Source organism: Tahibacter harae, assembly GCF_024437735.1.
Classification (GTDB): domain Bacteria; phylum Pseudomonadota; class Gammaproteobacteria; order Xanthomonadales; family Rhodanobacteraceae; genus Tahibacter; species Tahibacter harae.
This window is the reverse complement of sequence record NZ_JANFQO010000024.1, coordinates 1-16728: the sequence shown is the minus strand read 5'-3', so window position 1 is coordinate 16728 and position 16728 is coordinate 1. Positions and strand designations below refer to the sequence as shown.

The 16728-nt window shown below is 65.2% G+C and carries 12 protein-coding genes; 6 read left to right on the top strand and 6 right to left on the bottom strand.

Going from position 1 to position 16728, the window contains the following annotated elements; all coding sequences use genetic code 11:
• Positions 1-234 precede the first annotated feature (234 nt).
• The 4 genes from gyrB to dnaA all read right to left on the bottom strand — a co-directional run bounded on the left by gyrB (position 235) and on the right by dnaA (position 7119).
• Entirely contained in the window at positions 235-2646 is a 2412-nt protein-coding gene (gyrB, locus tag NM961_RS20145; RefSeq protein WP_255916220.1) for a DNA topoisomerase (ATP-hydrolyzing) subunit B, read from the bottom strand.
• Between the two features lie 653 nt (positions 2647-3299).
• Positions 3300-4376, bottom strand: a complete 1077-nt coding sequence (gene recF, locus NM961_RS20140) for a DNA replication/repair protein RecF (RefSeq protein WP_255916219.1) — start codon at positions 4374-4376, stop codon at positions 3300-3302.
• 71 nt (positions 4377-4447) lie between these two features.
• Positions 4448-5548, bottom strand: coding sequence for a DNA polymerase III subunit beta (gene dnaN / locus NM961_RS20135; protein ID WP_255916282.1), 1101 nt, complete (start codon positions 5546-5548; stop codon positions 4448-4450).
• 215 nt (positions 5549-5763) lie between these two features.
• Entirely contained in the window at positions 5764-7119 is a 1356-nt protein-coding gene (dnaA, locus tag NM961_RS20130) for a chromosomal replication initiator protein DnaA (RefSeq protein WP_255916218.1), read from the bottom strand.
• Between the two features lie 158 nt (positions 7120-7277).
• On the opposite strand from dnaA, the gene rpmH reads away from it, so the two are divergent.
• The 5 genes from rpmH to NM961_RS20105 all read left to right on the top strand — a co-directional run bounded on the left by rpmH (position 7278) and on the right by NM961_RS20105 (position 11240).
• Complete coding sequence (gene rpmH / locus NM961_RS20125) at positions 7278-7412, top strand: 50S ribosomal protein L34 (RefSeq protein ID WP_255916217.1); 135 nt, start codon at positions 7278-7280, stop codon at positions 7410-7412.
• A 20-nt stretch (positions 7413-7432) separates the two neighbouring features.
• Positions 7433-7786: a ribonuclease P protein component gene (rnpA, locus tag NM961_RS20120; protein ID WP_255916216.1), complete on the top strand. Its 354-nt coding sequence runs from the start codon at positions 7433-7435 to the stop codon at positions 7784-7786.
• A gap of 127 nt (positions 7787-7913) precedes the next feature.
• Positions 7914-9635: a membrane protein insertase YidC gene (gene yidC, locus NM961_RS20115; RefSeq protein WP_255916215.1), complete on the top strand. Its 1722-nt coding sequence runs from the start codon at positions 7914-7916 to the stop codon at positions 9633-9635.
• A 120-nt stretch (positions 9636-9755) separates the two neighbouring features.
• Positions 9756-11102, top strand: coding sequence for a tRNA uridine-5-carboxymethylaminomethyl(34) synthesis GTPase MnmE (gene mnmE, locus NM961_RS20110; RefSeq protein WP_255916214.1), 1347 nt, complete (start codon positions 9756-9758; stop codon positions 11100-11102).
• Between the two features lie 9 nt (positions 11103-11111).
• Positions 11112-11240, top strand: a complete 129-nt coding sequence (locus tag NM961_RS20105; protein WP_255916213.1) for a hypothetical protein — start codon at positions 11112-11114, stop codon at positions 11238-11240.
• A gap of 385 nt (positions 11241-11625) precedes the next feature.
• Here NM961_RS20105 and NM961_RS20100 read toward each other — a convergent pair whose 3' ends face one another.
• Positions 11626-12651, bottom strand: a complete 1026-nt coding sequence (locus tag NM961_RS20100; RefSeq protein ID WP_255916212.1) for a phospholipase A — start codon at positions 12649-12651, stop codon at positions 11626-11628.
• 143 nt (positions 12652-12794) lie between these two features.
• On the opposite strand from NM961_RS20100, the gene NM961_RS20095 reads away from it, so the two are divergent.
• Positions 12795-15032, top strand: coding sequence for a S9 family peptidase (locus tag NM961_RS20095; protein ID WP_255916211.1), 2238 nt, complete (start codon positions 12795-12797; stop codon positions 15030-15032).
• 309 nt (positions 15033-15341) lie between these two features.
• On the opposite strand, the gene NM961_RS20090 is transcribed toward NM961_RS20095, so the two are convergent.
• Positions 15342-16199: a pirin family protein gene (locus tag NM961_RS20090; RefSeq protein WP_255916210.1), complete on the bottom strand. Its 858-nt coding sequence runs from the start codon at positions 16197-16199 to the stop codon at positions 15342-15344.
• Positions 16200-16728 lie beyond the last annotated feature (529 nt).

Sequence of the window (16728 nt, the reverse complement as noted above, 5' to 3'; positions counted from 1 at the left end):
GGACCATTGGGTTCTGGCGGGCTTGCACCCTGCGGCGCCCTGCCCCGGGCCGTTCAGCCGTCCATTTGCGCAAAACCCGCGCGGACGGGGCGGAGCGGCGGCCGGCGCCGGCAGCGCGAGCCGCGATAACGCGGGAGCGGGCGCTGCGGGGTTGAAGCGGGTTGCACACCGTTTCCTGCCGGCGCGGGGGGCCGCCCAGCGCCGGCCGGCGGCCGGGCGACCTGGGCGTTTCGTTCAGACGTCGAGGTTGGCCACGCGCAGCGCGTTGCTCTCGATGAACTCGCGGCGCGGTTCCACGACGTCGCCCATCAGGGTGGAGAAGATCTGGTCGGCGGCGACCGCATCCTCGATGCTGACCTGCAGCAGGCGGCGCGTCTCCGGATTCACCGTGGTCTCCCACAGCTGTTCCGGATTCATTTCGCCGAGGCCCTTGAAGCGCTGGATGGTGCGGCCCTTCTTGGCCTCGTCCATCAGCCAGGTGCGGGCCTTGCCGAAGCTTTCCACGGGCGCGGCGGTGTTGCCGCGGCGGATCTCCGCACCGGCCTGGACCAGGTCGGCGAGATGGCGCGCGACGTCCAGGATGGGCTTCATTTCGGGGCTGGCGATGAAGCTGGCCGGGAGCAGCTGGGTATGGGTCAGGCCGTGCTGGTCGCGGTCGACCACCAGGGCAGCCGGATGGTCCGGCGTCGCCGGCTGCACGCGCAGGCGGTACTGGGCGCGGCCCAGGCCGACGTTGTTGAGGCGCGCCGACATGCGCTGCAGCCAGCTGGCGACGGCGCTCTCGCTGCCCCACACGTTTTCGTCCAGCGGCGGCAGCTCCAGCATGGCGCTGAGTACGTTGGCGTCGCAGCGGTGGCCCAGGCGGTCGATCTGGTCCAGCGCGATCTGGTAGTCGGCGAGCAGCTTTTCCAGCGCCGGGCCGCTTATCGGCGGCGCGTCCGGGCTGTAGCGCAGCTCGGCGTTGTCGACGGCATTGCCGATCAGGTACTGGTTCAGCGCGCTGTCGTCCTTGAGGTAAAGCTCGGTCTTGCCCTGCTTGAGCTTGTACAGCGGCGGCAGGCCGATATAGACATAGCCGCGCTCGATCAGCTCGGGCATCTGGCGGTAGAAGAAGGTCAGCAGCAGCGTGCGGATGTGCGAGCCGTCCACGTCCGCGTCAGTCATGATGATGATGCGGTGGTAGCGCAGCTTGTCCGGGTTGTACTCGTCCTTGCCGATGCCGCAGCCCAGCGCCGTGATCAAGGTGCCGACTTCGGCCGAGGACAGCATCTTGTCGAAGCGGGCACGCTCCACGTTCAGGATCTTGCCCTTCAGCGGCAGGATGGCCTGGGTCTTGCGGTTGCGGCCCTGCTTGGCGGAGCCGCCGGCGGAGTCACCCTCGACGATGAACAGTTCCGATAGCGCGGGATCCTTTTCCTGGCAATCGGCCAGCTTGCCGGGCAGGCCGGCAATATCCAGCGCGCCCTTGCGGCGAGTCATTTCGCGGGCCTTGCGCGCAGCTTCGCGGGCGCGGGCGGCATCGACCACCTTGCTGGCGATGGCGCGGGCCTCGGCCGGGTTTTCCAGCAGGAACTCTTCGAGCTTGGCGTTGACCACCTGCTCGACGATGCCCTTCACCTCGGAGGAAACCAGCTTGTCCTTGGTCTGCGAGGAGAACTTCGGATCCGGCACCTTGACCGACAGCACCGCGATCATGCCTTCGCGCATATCGTCGCCGGCGAAGGCGACCTTGGCGTTCTTGCCGATGCCGGAGGACTCGATGTAGTTGCTGATGCAGCGCGTCAGCGCAGTGCGGAAGCCGGTCAGGTGGGTGCCGCCGTCACGCTGGGGAATGTTGTTGGTGAAGCAGAAGCAGGTTTCCTGGTAGGCGTCGGTCCACTGCAGCGCCGCCTCGACCGTGATGCCGTCCTGCTGGGCATTGAAGGTCACCACGTTGGCGTGCAGGGGGGTCTTGAGCTGGGCCAGGTGCTGCACGAAGGACTTGATGCCGCCTTCGTAGGCGAAGACGTCGTGCTTGTCGTGGCGCTCGTCGATGATCTCGATTTTGACGCCGGAGTTCAGGAACGACAGCTCGCGCAAGCGCTTGGCCAGGATGTCGTAATGGAACTCGATATTGCTGAAAGTCTGCGTGCTGGGCAGGAAGCGCACGGTAGTGCCGCGGCGGTTCGAGGGATTGCCCTGCTTCAGCGGGTACAGCGGTTCACCGTGGGAATACTCTTGGATGAACTCGTGGCCGTCGCGGAAGATGTTGAGCCAGAGCCGCTCGGACAGCGCATTCACCACCGACACACCGACGCCGTGCAGGCCGCCGGAAACCTTGTAGGAGTTGTCGTCGAACTTGCCGCCGGCGTGCAGTACGGTCATGACCACTTCGGCCGTGGACCTGCCCTCCTCCGGATGTATGCCGACCGGAATGCCGCGGCCGTTGTCGGCGACGCTGACTGAACCGTCCTGGTGGATGGAGACGATGACGTGATCGCAGAAGCCGGCCAGGGCTTCGTCGATCGCGTTGTCCACGACCTCGAACACCATGTGATGCAGACCGGTGCCGTCATCGGTATCGCCGATGTACATGCCCGGGCGCTTGCGCACGGCCTCGAGGCCTTTGAGGACTTTGATCTTGCTATCGTCGTACTGATCGCTCATGCGTCTCGCCAGGCATGGCCGCAGCCGGAATAGCCGCGGCGGGTGACAGAATTGCGGAATTATAGCAGTGCTGAAGGTTGGGGCCTGTTCCACGTGGAACATAGGTCGGTGGCGAGACGCCGGGCGGCCAGTTACACGAGCATGGTAGTGGAAGGCTGCGCTCGTCCTTTCCAGGATACCCGCGATGGGCGGGACCGGACTGGCCGGATTTGCGTGTGGGCTTGGTTGCGCGCAGATCAGACGCTGGCAGGCACCAGAGCATTTCCCAGTGAGAAGGATCCCTGTGTGCTGGGATCTAACGAAACCCGAGCTTGTTGCACAGGCAGGTTCCCTGCCCGGCTCTCCACCTGTCTCGCCGCGCGCAGATCAGTGAGTGCTCCGGTGGACAGCGGTGGCTGAATTCGCCTGGGTCGAGTTCCCGCAGACTGGTGCGCTTCCTTAGCACATAGACGAACACCTATTTCGCAGCGGTCGTCTACTCGCGCGGCTCCAACCGAACTGGTTCATCTGTGTGCGCCTGCCTCCAGGAAAGAGTCCTGCAGCAGTTATTCCTGAGCAGATATCCCGTAGCAGTCCGCGGCGACGTGAGATTGAAAGTTACGTCGCTTCGCCCAGGACGCGACCGGCTTCCCTCCCCGGATCAGCCCAATCGTTCAATATGCCAAAACCCGTCCACGTTCCACGTGGAACATTTGATAGGAGCTTGCCTCGAACCCATTCTGGTCCAAGGCTGCGGTACCGGTAATCATCACCTGCGCTCCCGTTTGCAATAGCCAGCTCAGCACCCGCCGCTGATGTCCGGCATCCAACTCTGAAGCCAGGTCGTCCAGACACAATACGGGCCACTCGCCCCGCTGCCGTGAAAACAGCGCAGCCTGGGCCAGCAGAAAAGCCAGCGCGCAGAGCTTCTCCTGTCCGCGCGAAAGGTGCTCCCGCTCCGGGGCCAGTTCGAAGCCTATCTTCCAGTCAGCTCGATGGGGTCCGGTACTCGTATGCCCCCGCTCCAGGTCTCGGATGCGCCGTTCGCGCAAGGCATCGAGCAGATCCAGCTCGGGTAGCCAGCCTCGCGAATAGCGCAAATCCGGCGCACCCAGCTCCGGCAGCAGCAGCAGACAGAGTTGCTGCAACTCCGGCAGCAGCTCACGCAAATAACGGTCGCGCCAGTTATCCAGCAGAACACCGGATCGCGCCAACTCCACATCCCAGCTCTCCAACTCCGCTACTGCCCTGCCCGACCTGAGCAAGGTATTACGCTGCTTCAGCGCGCGGCGGTAACGCCGCGATACTTCCATGTATTCAGGTTCCACGTGGAACAACGCCCAATCGACGAAGTGCCGCCGTTCCTCCGAAGCGCCGGAAATCAAAGCATGCGAACCGGGTTCAAAACAGACCACCGCAATCTCGCCCAACAGCTCCGCCAGCGATGCGACTTCGCGCCCATCTACTCGTGCGGCCCAATCGCCTCGCCGCCGCGACAAACCCAGGCGCCGTTCCCCCGCCGCGCCGCGCAAGCGCGCGAACACATCCAATGAATCGGCCCCAAACTGGATCAAGCTCTCCCGTTTTACCGAACGGAACGAGCGGCCATGCGAGAGCATGAACACCGACTCCAGCACCGACGTCTTACCCGCGCCGTTCTCGCCCACGAACTCGCTGATCCCCGGCGCTGGCATCAGCTCCGCGAATTCCACGTTCCTGACATTGGCCAGTCTGAGTTCCAGGATTTCCATTCGCTTCGCCAACAAAAAAGCCTGCGGCTGAAATCACCGCAGGCTTTGCTGATTACCGGGTTCGTTGCGGGTCAGAGCCGCAGCGGCATCACCACGTGGCGGGATTCCTCCGAATCCTGCGCCCGCAGCAGGCAGCTGGACTGCCCATCACGCAGACAGAGCAGCACGTTCTCGCCGCTCAGTGCGCCCAGCGCATCCAGCAGATAGTTCACGTTGAAGCCGACACTCAGATCGCTGACCGAGGTATCGGCTTCCAGCTCCTCGTTCGCCTCTTCCTGCTCCGGGTTGTGCGCCACGATGCCGAGTCGGCCTGGCGCCACGTCCAGCTTCACACCGCGATACTTCTCGTTAGACAGAATGGCCGCGCGCTGCAGCGCCGTGCGCAACGTGTCCCGCCCGATGCGCACTTCCTTGTCCGCACCAATCGGAATCACAGCCTCGTAATCCGGGAAGCGGCCGTCAATCAGCTTCGAGGTGAACTGCACATCACCGCGACGTACACGCAGATGGTTCTTGCCGAATTCCAGCGCGACCACACCGTCGCCGTTCTCGAACAAGCCCTGCAGCTCCAGCACGCCCTTGCGCGGAATGATGATCTGCCGGCGCTGCGAAACCTTGGCTTCGACCGCCGTTTCGCCCAGGGCCAGACGATGGCCGTCGGTGGCAACACAACGCAGCGCATTCTCGCGCAGGTCGACCAGCATGCCGTTGAGGTAGTAGCGAACGTCCTGATGCGCCATCGCAAACGCCGTGCGATCCATCAGGTTCTTCAGGGTCGCTTCCGGCAGCTCTACCTTCTCCACCACTTCGATGTTCTCGACCGTGGGAAATTCGCCGGCAGGCAACGTGGCCAGCGTGAAACGACTGCGGCCAGCGCTGATGACCACGCGGTCGCCGCTGAGTTTCACATCCACATTCACGCCATCAGGCAGTGCGCGGCAGATGTCGAACAGCTTGCGCGCCGGAATCGTGACTTCACCGGGCTCGCTGGTCACGGCGGCAGTCGCAGCCACCATCTCGACTTCCAGGTCCGTACCCGTAAAGGACACCCGGCCATCCGAGACATTGACCAGCAGGTTGGCCAGCACCGGCAGTGTCTGCCGCCGTTCGACTACGCCGACGACTTGTTGCAGCGGTTTTAGCAGTGCTTCGCGTTGGAGGCTGAATCGCATGTTCGAGGATTCCCGGATCGCTAAAGAAAGTTCTTGTTCTTTTAGGAAGGTTTCAGTGGTTGTAGCGTAGGCGAAAAATCGGGAAAACCCGAATTTCCGCTTTAAAATCAGAAACTTGATGTTCCGCAAACTGTGCTGGAAACGCGCCGTACGCTTGTCGACCAACTGTGGATAACTTCGGCCCCCAGCGCTGCCCCCTGTTTATCCACAGGCAGTCAACCGGTCAAGATGCGCACCAGCTTTTCGTAATCCTGGCGCAGCTTTCCGTCGGTTTCCGTGAGGTCGCGGATGGTCCGGCAGGCGTGCAGCACCGTGGTGTGGTCGCGTCCGCCGAAGGCCTCGCCGATTTCCGGCAGGCTGTGTTCGGTCAATTCCTTGGACAAGGCCATCGCTACCTGGCGAGGACGCGCCAGCGAGCGCGAGCGGCGCTTGGACAGCAGATCCTGCAGGCGCAGTTGGTAGAAGTCGGCCACGGTCTTCTGGATGTTGGGCACCGTGATCGCCTGGGCGTGCACGGTCAGCAGGTCGCGCAGCGTCTCCTGGGCGAACTCCAGCGTGATCGCGCGGCCGAGGAAATTGGCGCGGGCGGCCAGCGTATTGAGCGCGCCTTCCAGGTCGCGCACGTTGGAGCGCATGCGCTTGGCGATCAGCAGGGCCACTTCCTCGGGCAGGTTCATCCCCTTGGCCTGGGCCTTGGACAGCAGGATGGCCGCGCGCGTCTCGAAGTCCGGCGGCTCGATCGCCACCGACAGGCCCCAGCCCAGGCGCGACTTCAGCCGCGGCTCCAGGTTCTCCACTTCCTTGGGGTAGCGGTCGCAGGTCAGGATGATCTGCTGCTTGCCTTCAAACAGCGCGTTGAAGGTGTGGAAGAACTCTTCCTGCGTGGTGTTCTTGCCGGCGAAGAACTGGATATCGTCGATCAGCAGCGCGTCCACCTCGCGGAAGCGGCGTTTGAACTCGTCCATGTTCTTGTTGCGCAGCGCGTCGATCATGGCCGACACGAACTGCTCCGAGCGCAGGTACATCACCTTGGTACGCGGGTTGTTCTCGCGGATCAGGTTGCCGGCGGCGTGCATCAGATGGGTCTTGCCCAGGCCAGTGCCGCCGTACAGCAGCAGCGGGTTGTAGGCGCGGCCCGGATTGGTCGCGACCTGGATCGCCGCGGCCTTGCCCAGCTGGTTCGACTTGCCCTCGACAAAGCTGTCGAAGGTGTAGTTCGGATCCAGGTTGCCGTCGAACTCGGCCGGCGGCGGCGGCGCCTCGGCCACGACCGCGGCGGCGGCGGCCGGCCGGTTCGACGCCGTACGCGCCGCCGGCGCCGCGCGGCGCGAACTCAGCGTGCCCACTTCCAGCCGCACCGATACCGGTTTCCCGGCCAGATGGCCGAGAATGGCGCGGATGCGCGGTAGGAACTCGCCCTCGATGCGTTCCAGCGTATACGCATTGGGCGCGAGCAGGCGCAGGCCGTCGTCGCCTTCGACCGACTGCAGCGGTTTGAGATAGGTGTGGATATCTTCGGCGCCGAACTCGCCTTCCAGGCGTTCCAGACAGCGCCGCCAGAGTTCGCTCATTACTTCCTCGTCGACTGGCGGGGTGCCGGGGATCCCGGCAAAGCGCGGAAGTCTACGCCGACGCTGGTTTTTCCGCCACGCGCGGCTTGACACTGCGGCGCGGCGGCTACTATTCTCCCGCCCCTTTTCCCCCATCCTGCCCTTTCGGAGACGACGCCATGAAGCGCACGTACCAGCCGAGCCGCCTCAAGCGCGCCCGTGACCACGGCTTCCGCAGCCGCATGAAGACCAAGAACGGCCGCAAGGTCATCAACGCTCGCCGCGCCAAGGGCCGCAAGCGTCTGGCTGTCTGAAGCCGTACCGCCGCGGCGCCATGGGAGCGTTCCGCTTCCCGCGCGCCGCGCGGATGCTCAAGCCGGGCGATTTCGCCCGCTTGCGCCAGGGCAGCCGCCGCATCGGCAGCCGCTACTTCAGCGCCGAATACCGCACTACCGCAGACACCGCCGCCCGGCTGGGCTTGGCGGTGTCTCGCCGTGTCTCGAAACTGGCGGTACAGCGCAACCGGCTCAAGCGCCTGGTGCGCGAAAGCTTCCGCCGCCACCGCGCGCAGTTTCCGGCCGTCGATATCCTGGTCATCGCGCGCAGCGCCGCAGTCACCACGTCCGGCGCCGAGCTGCTGGCCGACCTGGAACTGCTCTGGAGCAAACTTCCGCCGCCCCAGCGTTGAAGCCGCAACACGCCCCCGGCACAATGCGCGGTCGATTCGCGCCGCTTGCGGCGCGCCTGTCTTGATCGCACTGCGCCCCGTCCCCATCCGCGTCGGAACTTCTCCGGCAGCCAGCCTTGCCTAGCCCATGACTAATCCGCGTTCCATATTGCTGATCGCCCTGCTGCTGGTTTCCTTCCTCATGTGGAACCAGTGGCAGCAGGACTATGCCCAGGCCCCTGCCCCCGGCACCGCGCCCACCGCCGCGGCGCCGGCCGCCGCGAACGGCACCGCCGCCACCGGCCAGAGTACTGACGTGCCGGCCGCCAGCAATGCCGCGGCCGTGCCCGCCGCCGCTGGCGCGGTACCCGACAGCGCCGCCGCCGCCCAGGGCGAGCTGATCGAAGTGAGCACCGATGTGCTCAAGCTGTGGATAGACAGCCGCGGCGCCAGCGTGATCCGCGCCGAGCTGCTGGCCTATCCGCAGCAGCCTAAGGACTACGCCCACCCGGTGCGCCTGCTCGACGACAGCGCCGATCACTTCTTCGTCGCCCAGTCCGGCCTGACCAGCGCCACCGGCTCGGCCAAGTCGCCCAGCCACCAGGACGTCTTCAGCAGCGAACAGAAAAGCTACAGCCTCGGCGCCGACCAGAAGACGCTGGAAGTCCCCTTCACCTGGACCGATTCCGCCACCGGCCTGAGCGTGCGCAAGGTCTATGTGCTGGAGCGCGGCAGCTACGTCGTCGGCACCCGCCAGGAAATCAAGAACGAAGGCGGCGCGGCCTGGAGCGGCAACGCCTACCGCCAGCTGCAGCGGGTGATTCCGCCGGCGGCCAAGCATGGCTTCTTCGGCTCCATCACCAACCCGCAGACCTACAGCTTCACCGGCGCGGCCTGGTATTCGCCGGAAGAAAAATTCCAGAAGCTCGCATTCGATAAATTTGCCAAGAATCCGCTGAAGGATCAGGCAGTGACCGGCGGCTGGATCGCCATGCTGCAGCACTACTTCTTCGCCGCCTGGCTGCCGCAGGACAAGTCGCCCGAGAGCTATACCACCGAGATCCATGGCGGCAACGCCAACGCGGCGCCGCGCTTCCTGATCCGCAGCATGGGCCCGGGCATCAGCGTGCCCGCCGGCGGCAGCGCCACCAGCGAGGCGCGCCTGTACGTCGGCCCCAAGCTGCAGAGCACCCTCAACGACGTCGCCCCGGGCCTGGCCCTGACCATCGACTACGGCGTGCTCACCTTCATCTCCGAGCCGCTGCATTGGGTGCTGGCCAAGCTCTACGCGCTGACCGGCAACTGGGGCTTCGCCATCATCCTGCTGGTGCTGCTGATCAAGGCCGTGTTCTTCAAGCTCAGCGAAGCGCAGTACCGCTCCATGGCCAAGATGCGCAAGCTGCAGCCGCGCGTGCAGGCGCTGAAGGATCGCTACGGCGATGATCGCCAGAAAATGAACCAGGCGATGATGGAGCTGTACCAGAAGGAGAAGATCAATCCGCTGGGCAGCTGCCTGCCCATGCTGGTGCAGATCCCGGTGTTCTTCGCCCTGTACTGGGTGCTGGTGGAAAGCGTGGAGCTGCGCCAGGCGCCGTTCTTCCTGTGGATCCAGAACTTGACCGCGCCGGACCCGTACTTCGTGCTGCCGCTGCTCAATGCCGCGACCATGATCGCGACCCAGTACCTCACCCCGACCACCGGCATGGATCCGGTGCAGGCGCGCATGATGAAAATCATGCCGGTGATCTTCTCGGTGCTGTTTGCCTTCTTCCCTGCCGGCCTGGTGCTGTACTGGACCGTCAACGGCATGACCTCGCTGCTGCAGCAGTGGATCATCACGCGCCGCATCGAAGCCGCCGACGCCAAGTAAGCTTCACTCGCGCGCCCGGGCCTGAGTGGTCCGGGCGCGCCGTCACTCCCTTCCGCTTCACCGCTTGTCGCCGCCGCGGCAGCTCCCCTCCGCAGGCAGGCGCGACGCCAAAGGCCTGCCATGAGCAAGAACGCCGAAACCATCGCCGCCATCGCCACCGCGCCGGGCGCGGCAGGCATCGGCGTGCTGCGCGTCTCCGGCGCCGATGCCACGGCCATCGCAACCACCTTGCTGGGCCGCACGCCACAGCCGCGCCATGCGCACTATTGCGCTTTTCGCGACGCTGCCGGCGATCTCATCGACCGCGGCCTGCTGCTGCATTTTCCACTACCGAACTCGTTCACTGGCGAAGACGTGGTCGAACTGCAGACCCACGGCGCGCCCGTGGTGCTGGACCTGCTGCTGCGCCGCGTCTGCGAACTCGGCGCCCGCCCGGCCCGCGCCGGCGAATTCTCCGAACGCGCCTTCCTCAACGGCAAACTCGACCTGGCCCAGGCCGAAGCCATCGCCGACCTGATCGCCAGCCAGTCCGAAACCGCCGCCCGCGCCGCGCTGCGCTCGCTCGACGGCGCCTTCTCCGCGCGCGTGCGCAAGCTGCTCAGGAATCTGATCGACCTGCGCGTCTACATCGAAGCCGCCATCGACTTCCCTGAAGACGAAATCGACTTCCTCGCCGAACCCGAACTGCGCAACCGCCTGGACGCCGTCAGCGACGAACTTTCCACCCTGCTCAGCGAGACCCGCCGCGGCGTACGCCTGGCCGACGGCCTCCACGTCGTCATCGCCGGCCGTCCCAACGCCGGCAAATCCAGCCTGCTCAACGCCCTCGCCGCCCAGGACCGCGCCATCGTCACCCCTGTCGCCGGCACCACCCGCGACCTGCTGCGCGAGAACATCCAGCTCGACGGCGTGTTGCTGACCTTGGTCGACACCGCTGGCCTGCGCGATTCGACCGACGTGGTCGAACGCGAAGGCATGCGCCGCGCGCGCCAGGAACTCGAACGCGCCGACGTCGCGCTGCTCGTTACCGATGCCGAACACCTAAGTGAAGACCTCAAGCTGCTGGGCCCCGCCCAGTCCGGCGGCACGCGCCTGCTGATCTGCAACAAGATCGATCTCAGCGGCACGGAACCGCAGCGTCGCGAAGAAGCCAGCGGCATCCGCATCGACCTTTCCGCGCGCACCGGCGCCGGCCTCGATCTGCTGCGCAGCGAACTCAAATCCCTCGCCCACGGCGGAGATGCAGCGACCGGCGCATTCAGCGCGCGCACGCGGCATGTCCTGGCATTGGAGCGCGTAGCTGCGCATCTCGCCGCAGCGGAATTCGCGCTGGTGGCGCAGCAGGCTGGTGAACTGGCCGCCGAGGAACTGCGCCATGCGCAGCGGGATCTGGGGGAGTTGACTGGTGAGTTCAGCAGCGATGATTTGCTCGGTGCGATCTTTTCCAACTTCTGCATTGGGAAGTGAAGCACCACCTTGGCCGGCTTTGCCGAGCGCTTCGTCAGGGACATCCATTCGCACGACCGCAAGCACGTGACGATGTCTCTCCGCTACCTGGAAAAGGACATTCTGCCGCGCATCGGCAGCAAGCTGCCCGGGCCATGACCGCCGAGTACGTACGCAGCGCTACCTGGCGCAAGCAAAGAGCAAGCCTTCCACGCCGCTGCCGCCTAGGTGTGCCCCCATGCGACCTATGACCTACCGCACCGACATTGGTGCAGGAGCAAGGCTGGTCTTTGGACGTGGGAGAAAGCGTTAAACCACATCATTGGCGATGTGCGTGGCGTCTACAACCAGATGGAATACGCCGAACAGCGGCGGGAAACGCTACAGGCGTGGGCGGATCACATCGACGGGGTGGCGCAGTCGGCAAATCTGCTGGTGTAAGTCCGTCCAAGGCGCAGGTGGCGGCGCACGACGACTGAGCTGGCGGCAGAACAAATGCTGGCCGGCGGTTCAACCACACTCGTTGAAACCGCCCGCCGCCCGCTCAATACCACTCCAGCAACGACAGCCCCACCCCGATATACGTCGCCCGATGGTTGTAGTCGATCAGACTCTCGCCATACCCATCGAACACCTGCACATGCCCGCGCAGCTGGTTGTGGATCGGAAACGCCCAGTCGAACTGCGCCGCGCCGCCTTCGCTGGAGGGCCGCAGCATCAGCGCGAATTCGTGGCCGTTCCACACGCGCACCAGCTGCACGTCGCCGTGGCCGACGTAGTCGCCGATATCGGGGTTGTCGGATTTGTCGAAGGATTCCTTGAAGATCCACCACGGCCGCAGCATCACTGTCCAGTCGCCGCGTTCAAAGCCGACCTGCCCTATGACGCGGTTCCAGCTGCGTGACAGCGGCAGGCTGCGGCCGTTGGACTGGTGGTTGACGCCGATGCCGAACAGGCGGCCGTCCCAGCCCAGGATGTGATAGTTGGAGCGCAGCGTCAGCATCAGCTCCGGTTCGTAGTTGGTCTCGCGGAACGGGCGCGAGATCTGCGGGTTGGCCACCTGCCAGTGCGAGGCCTGGGTATAGCCCAGCCAGATATCGCCGTTGTCACCGAACAGGTTCTCGGCGATCTTGCCCTTGAAGCTGAGCTGGAACTTCATCTCGGCGGCCTTCAGGCGCTCCGGCAGTTCCACGTCATGACCGGGCGAGGGGCTGCGTGGCGAGGCGTTGATATTGGAGGTGTGAAAAAAGGGAAGAACGTACAGCGGCTTGTAGGCGCGGATATTGAAGACGCCGAGCTTGGATTGCGGATCCAGCTCCCAGCGGCTGTCGAGCAGGGAGCGCGGCGGCTGTTGCGCGGCGTCGCGGTCGTCGTGGGCGTAGAGCGTCTGCTGCTCCGCGGCCGGGCCGGCGGCCGGCGCGACCCGGCGCGGAAACAGTGTGTCGTAGCACGCCAGGCGCTCGGAATCCGATGTGATCCCGGCGCAGGCGCGCGGGTCGGTCGGGCTGGCGGCATGGGCCGCGGTCAGGGTCAGCAGCAACAGGACGGCGGCGAATGCGCGCTGGATCATGGGGGCTCTCCGTGCGAGTGCGCGCATGCTAGCAGGCGAACCGGCGGAATAAGGCGCAAAACGCGCCCCCCGCAACGCGGCGCGACATGACTGCGGCCACCCAAACCCGGTCTAATGGGGCCTTCGCCCGCCGATGGTGCTTTATGCGTACGATGCTTCTGGCCGGCCTGATGGCCATTTCCCTGCCTGCGATGTCCGAAAAACTCACCGTTGAACGCCTGCTGGACGACCCGGCCCTGCTCGGCCCCACGCCGCGCGGCCTGAAGATCTCGCCCGACGGCAGCCGCGTCACCTTCCTGCGCGGCAAGGCCGACGACCAGAACCTGCTGGATCTGTGGGAATACAACCTGGCCGACGACGCCACGCGCCTGCTGGTGGATTCGCGCCGCCTGCAGCCTGCCGAGGAAGTGCTGTCGGATGCGGAAAAGGCTACGCGCGAACGCCAGCGCATCGCCGGCCTCAAGGGCATCGTCAGCTACCGCTGGTCGCCGGACGGCCAGCGCCTGCTGTTCCCGCTGGCCGGGCAGCTGTACCTGTACGACCTCAAGGCCGCGCCCGATGACGCCGTACGTTCGCTCACGCCCAAGGATGCCGAGATCATCGACGCCCAGGTCGCCCCCAGCGGACGCTACGTTTCCTTCGTGAGCCAGCAGAACCTGTGGGTGGTCGATCTCAAGACCAATCTCAAGTTCCGCCTGACCGACGACGGCAAGGGCACGGTGCACAACGGCGAGGCCGAGTTCATCGCGCAGGAAGAAATGGACCGCTTCAGCGGCTACTGGTGGTCGCCGACCGGTGAATGGATCGCGTTCGAACGCTACGACGAAGCCCAGGTGCCCGAGGTGAAGCGCTTCGAGATCCAGGCCGAAGGCACCGACGTGACCGAGCAGCGCTATCCGGCCGCGGGCCAGCCCAATGCGCGCGTGCAGCTGGGCCTGATCCGTCCTTCCGGCGGCCGGCCACGCTGGATAGACCTGGGCAAGGACGAGGACATCTACCTCAACCGGGTCAACTGGACGCCGGACGGCAAGCACCTCGCCTTCCAGCGTCAGAGCCGCGACCAGCGCCGCATCGACCTGGTGCTGGTCGACCAGGAGACGCTCAAGCAGCGCGTGCTGCTCAGCGAGACCCAGCCCAACTGGATCAACCTGCACGAAGACCTGCGCTTCCTCAAGCGCCAGCAGGCCTTCATCTGGGCCTCCGAGCGCAGCGGCTACAAGCATCTGTATCTGTACGATATGGATGGAAAGGAAAAATTTGCACTTTCCAGCGGCAATTGGGTCGTGGACAAAGTGCTGGCCGTGGACGAGGCCGCCGGTCTGGTCTACGTCGCCGGCAACCGCGACCACGCGCTGGACAAGCAGGTCTACGCACTCAAGCTGGACGGCAGCAACGCCGCGGCGCCGCAGCGCATCACCGCCGAGGATGGCTGGCATGAAGCCAGCTTTGCCGGCGACAGCGAGGGCGTGAAGCTGTTCGTCGACAGCTGGAGCGATCCGCGCACGCCGACCCAGGTCAGCGTGCGCAGGCCCGACGGCTCGCGCCTGGCCTGGATCGCCGAGAATAAGGTCGACGACAAGCACCCGTACGCACCCTACCAGGCCGAGCACATCGTGCCCGAGTTCGGCAGCATCAAGGCCGCCGACGGCCAGGACCTGTGGTACCGCCTGTACAAGCCGGCGGGCTTCGATCCGGCCAAGCGCTATCCGGTGATCTCGCATTTCTACGGCGGACCCACGGTGCAGCTGGCCAAGCGCGATTTCGGCGATCTGCTGGACCAGTACCTGGCGCAGCAGGGCTATGTCGTCATCACCCTGGACAACCGCGGCATGTCGCGGCGCGGCCGCGCCTTCTCCGATCCGATTTACCGCCAGCTCGGCGCGGTCGAGGTGGAAGACCAGCGCGCCGCGCTGCAGTGGCTGGCCAAGCAGCCCTGGGTCGATGCACGCCATATGGGCGTGTTCGGCTGGAGTTACGGCGGCTATCTCACGCTGATGATGCTGGCCAAGTCCTCCGACATCGTCGCTGCCGGCGTCTCGGTCGCGCCGGTGACGGAGTGGACGCTGTATGACACACACTACACCGAACGCTATCTCAGCCTGCCCAAGGACAATGCCGAGGGCTATCGCAAGAGCGGCGTGCTGCCCTGGCTGGACGGCCTGACCTCGCCGCTGCTGCTGATCCACGGCATGGCTGACGACAATGTGCTGTTCACCCATTCCACCAAGCTGATGGCGGAACTGCAGAACCGCGGCAAGGCGTTCGAGCTGATGACCTATCCCGGCGGCAAGCACGGCATGTCCACGCCGGCGATGAAGAAGCATGTCTACAACACGCTCAAGCGCTGGTTCGACCGGCAGCTGAAGCCAGCCGCGCCGTAATCAATCGGAGCGATGGGGGAACGAGGAAGGGGCTGTGGCCCCTTCTTCGTTTGCGGCGAAAGAATCAGGAAAATTTCAAGCTATCCGGCGCAACCCTCCGCCCTGTCCGTCACTGGCGACGGGATCCAGTACGCGCCCGGTCAACTCAAAATCGAGGTGCACCCGATTGGTGCAGAGGGTGCGGTCGGTGCTGCAGCAGGACGGCACCCGCAGGCTGAGGCAGTGTGAAGCGTCATAGCCTGGAGTGCCGCCGGCATATCCGGTTCGCCGCCGCGCCGGCCCGGTCAGGACAGCTCGGCTGCGGTGGTATCAGAACCGCCCGGCCTGGAAATCGCGGATTGCCGTCATGATCTGCTCCTGCGTATTCATGACGAAGGGGCCGTATTTCGCCACCGGCTCGTTCAGCGGCTTGCCGGCGACGAGAATCAGTTTCGTCGCGGCACCGCCGGCGGCGAGCGTCACGCTGTCGCCCTGGCCAAGCACGCCCAGCTCGCCGCGTGCCAGCCTGCGTGCCGAAGCATCGCTGCCGATCGTGGCCTCGCCTTCGTAGACGTAGACGAAGGCGTTGTGCGTCGCCGGCACATCGGCGGTCCACTGCGCGCCGGCCTGCAGGCGCACATCGACGTACAGAGGCGCCGTCGCGACATCGGTGACCGGGCCGGCCACATCGCCGATGCGGCCGGTGAGCAGGCGCAGTTCCACGCCGTCCGCCGGCTGCAGGCGCGGCACTTGTTCCGGCGCGATGTCCTGGTAGCGCGGCGCGCACATCTTGTCCTTGCCCGGCAGATTCACCCACAGCTGGAAGCCCCACATCAGGCCGTCTTCCTGCTCCGGCATCTCCGAATGCACGATGCCGCGACCGGCCGTCATCCACTGCACGCTGCCGGCGCGCAGGCGGCCGGTATTGCCCTGGTTGTCGCCATGGCGCATGTTGCCGGCGAGCATGTAGGTGACGGTCTCGAAACCGCGGTGCGGATGGTCGGGGAAGCCGGCCAGGTAGTCGCCGGGCTGGTCGGAGCGGAATTCGTCCAGCATCAGGAAGGGATCCAGCATGTCCAGCGCGGGCTGGCCGATCACGCGGTTGAGCTTGACGCCGGCGCCGTCGCTGGCGGGCATGCCGCGTACGGTCTTGATGATGGTGCGGGGCGTGGGGGCTACGGTGTTCATGGACGGCTCCGGTGGACTCATCCGCGCAAGATGGTTGCTGCGATGCTTTGTGCCAAGCCGGCTGGCGTGAACAGCGTAGCTGTGTGGGGGAAACAATCGCGCTGGTTTCGGGGTTGGGGGAAAGATGCGTTGTGGATTGCGGGCTATGGGCTGCGGGATTGCTGCAGGCCTGGAAGCCCTCTCCCCAAGCGCGAACGCGCTTGGGGAGAGGGTTGGGGGCGGCGCTTCAGTCGCGAGGAATTCCGGTTTTCGCCGGCTCTTCGCGTGTTGAAGATTTTTGCGAAAATCCAACGGCGAGGGGCATTGATCGTCGCCCCCTCACCCCAGCTCTCTTCCCCAAGCTTGCCTGGGGGAGAGGGAGCCTTCCGCTTTTTCTCGAAGAAATCGGGCAATTGTCACTTGCCAAAAACCCCGGATTCCGCCGCACACTCCCTGCGAATCCCGAATCCCGAATCCCGAATCCCGAATCCCGAATCCCGAATCCCGAATCCCGAATCCCGAATCCCGAATCCCGAATCCCGAATCCCGA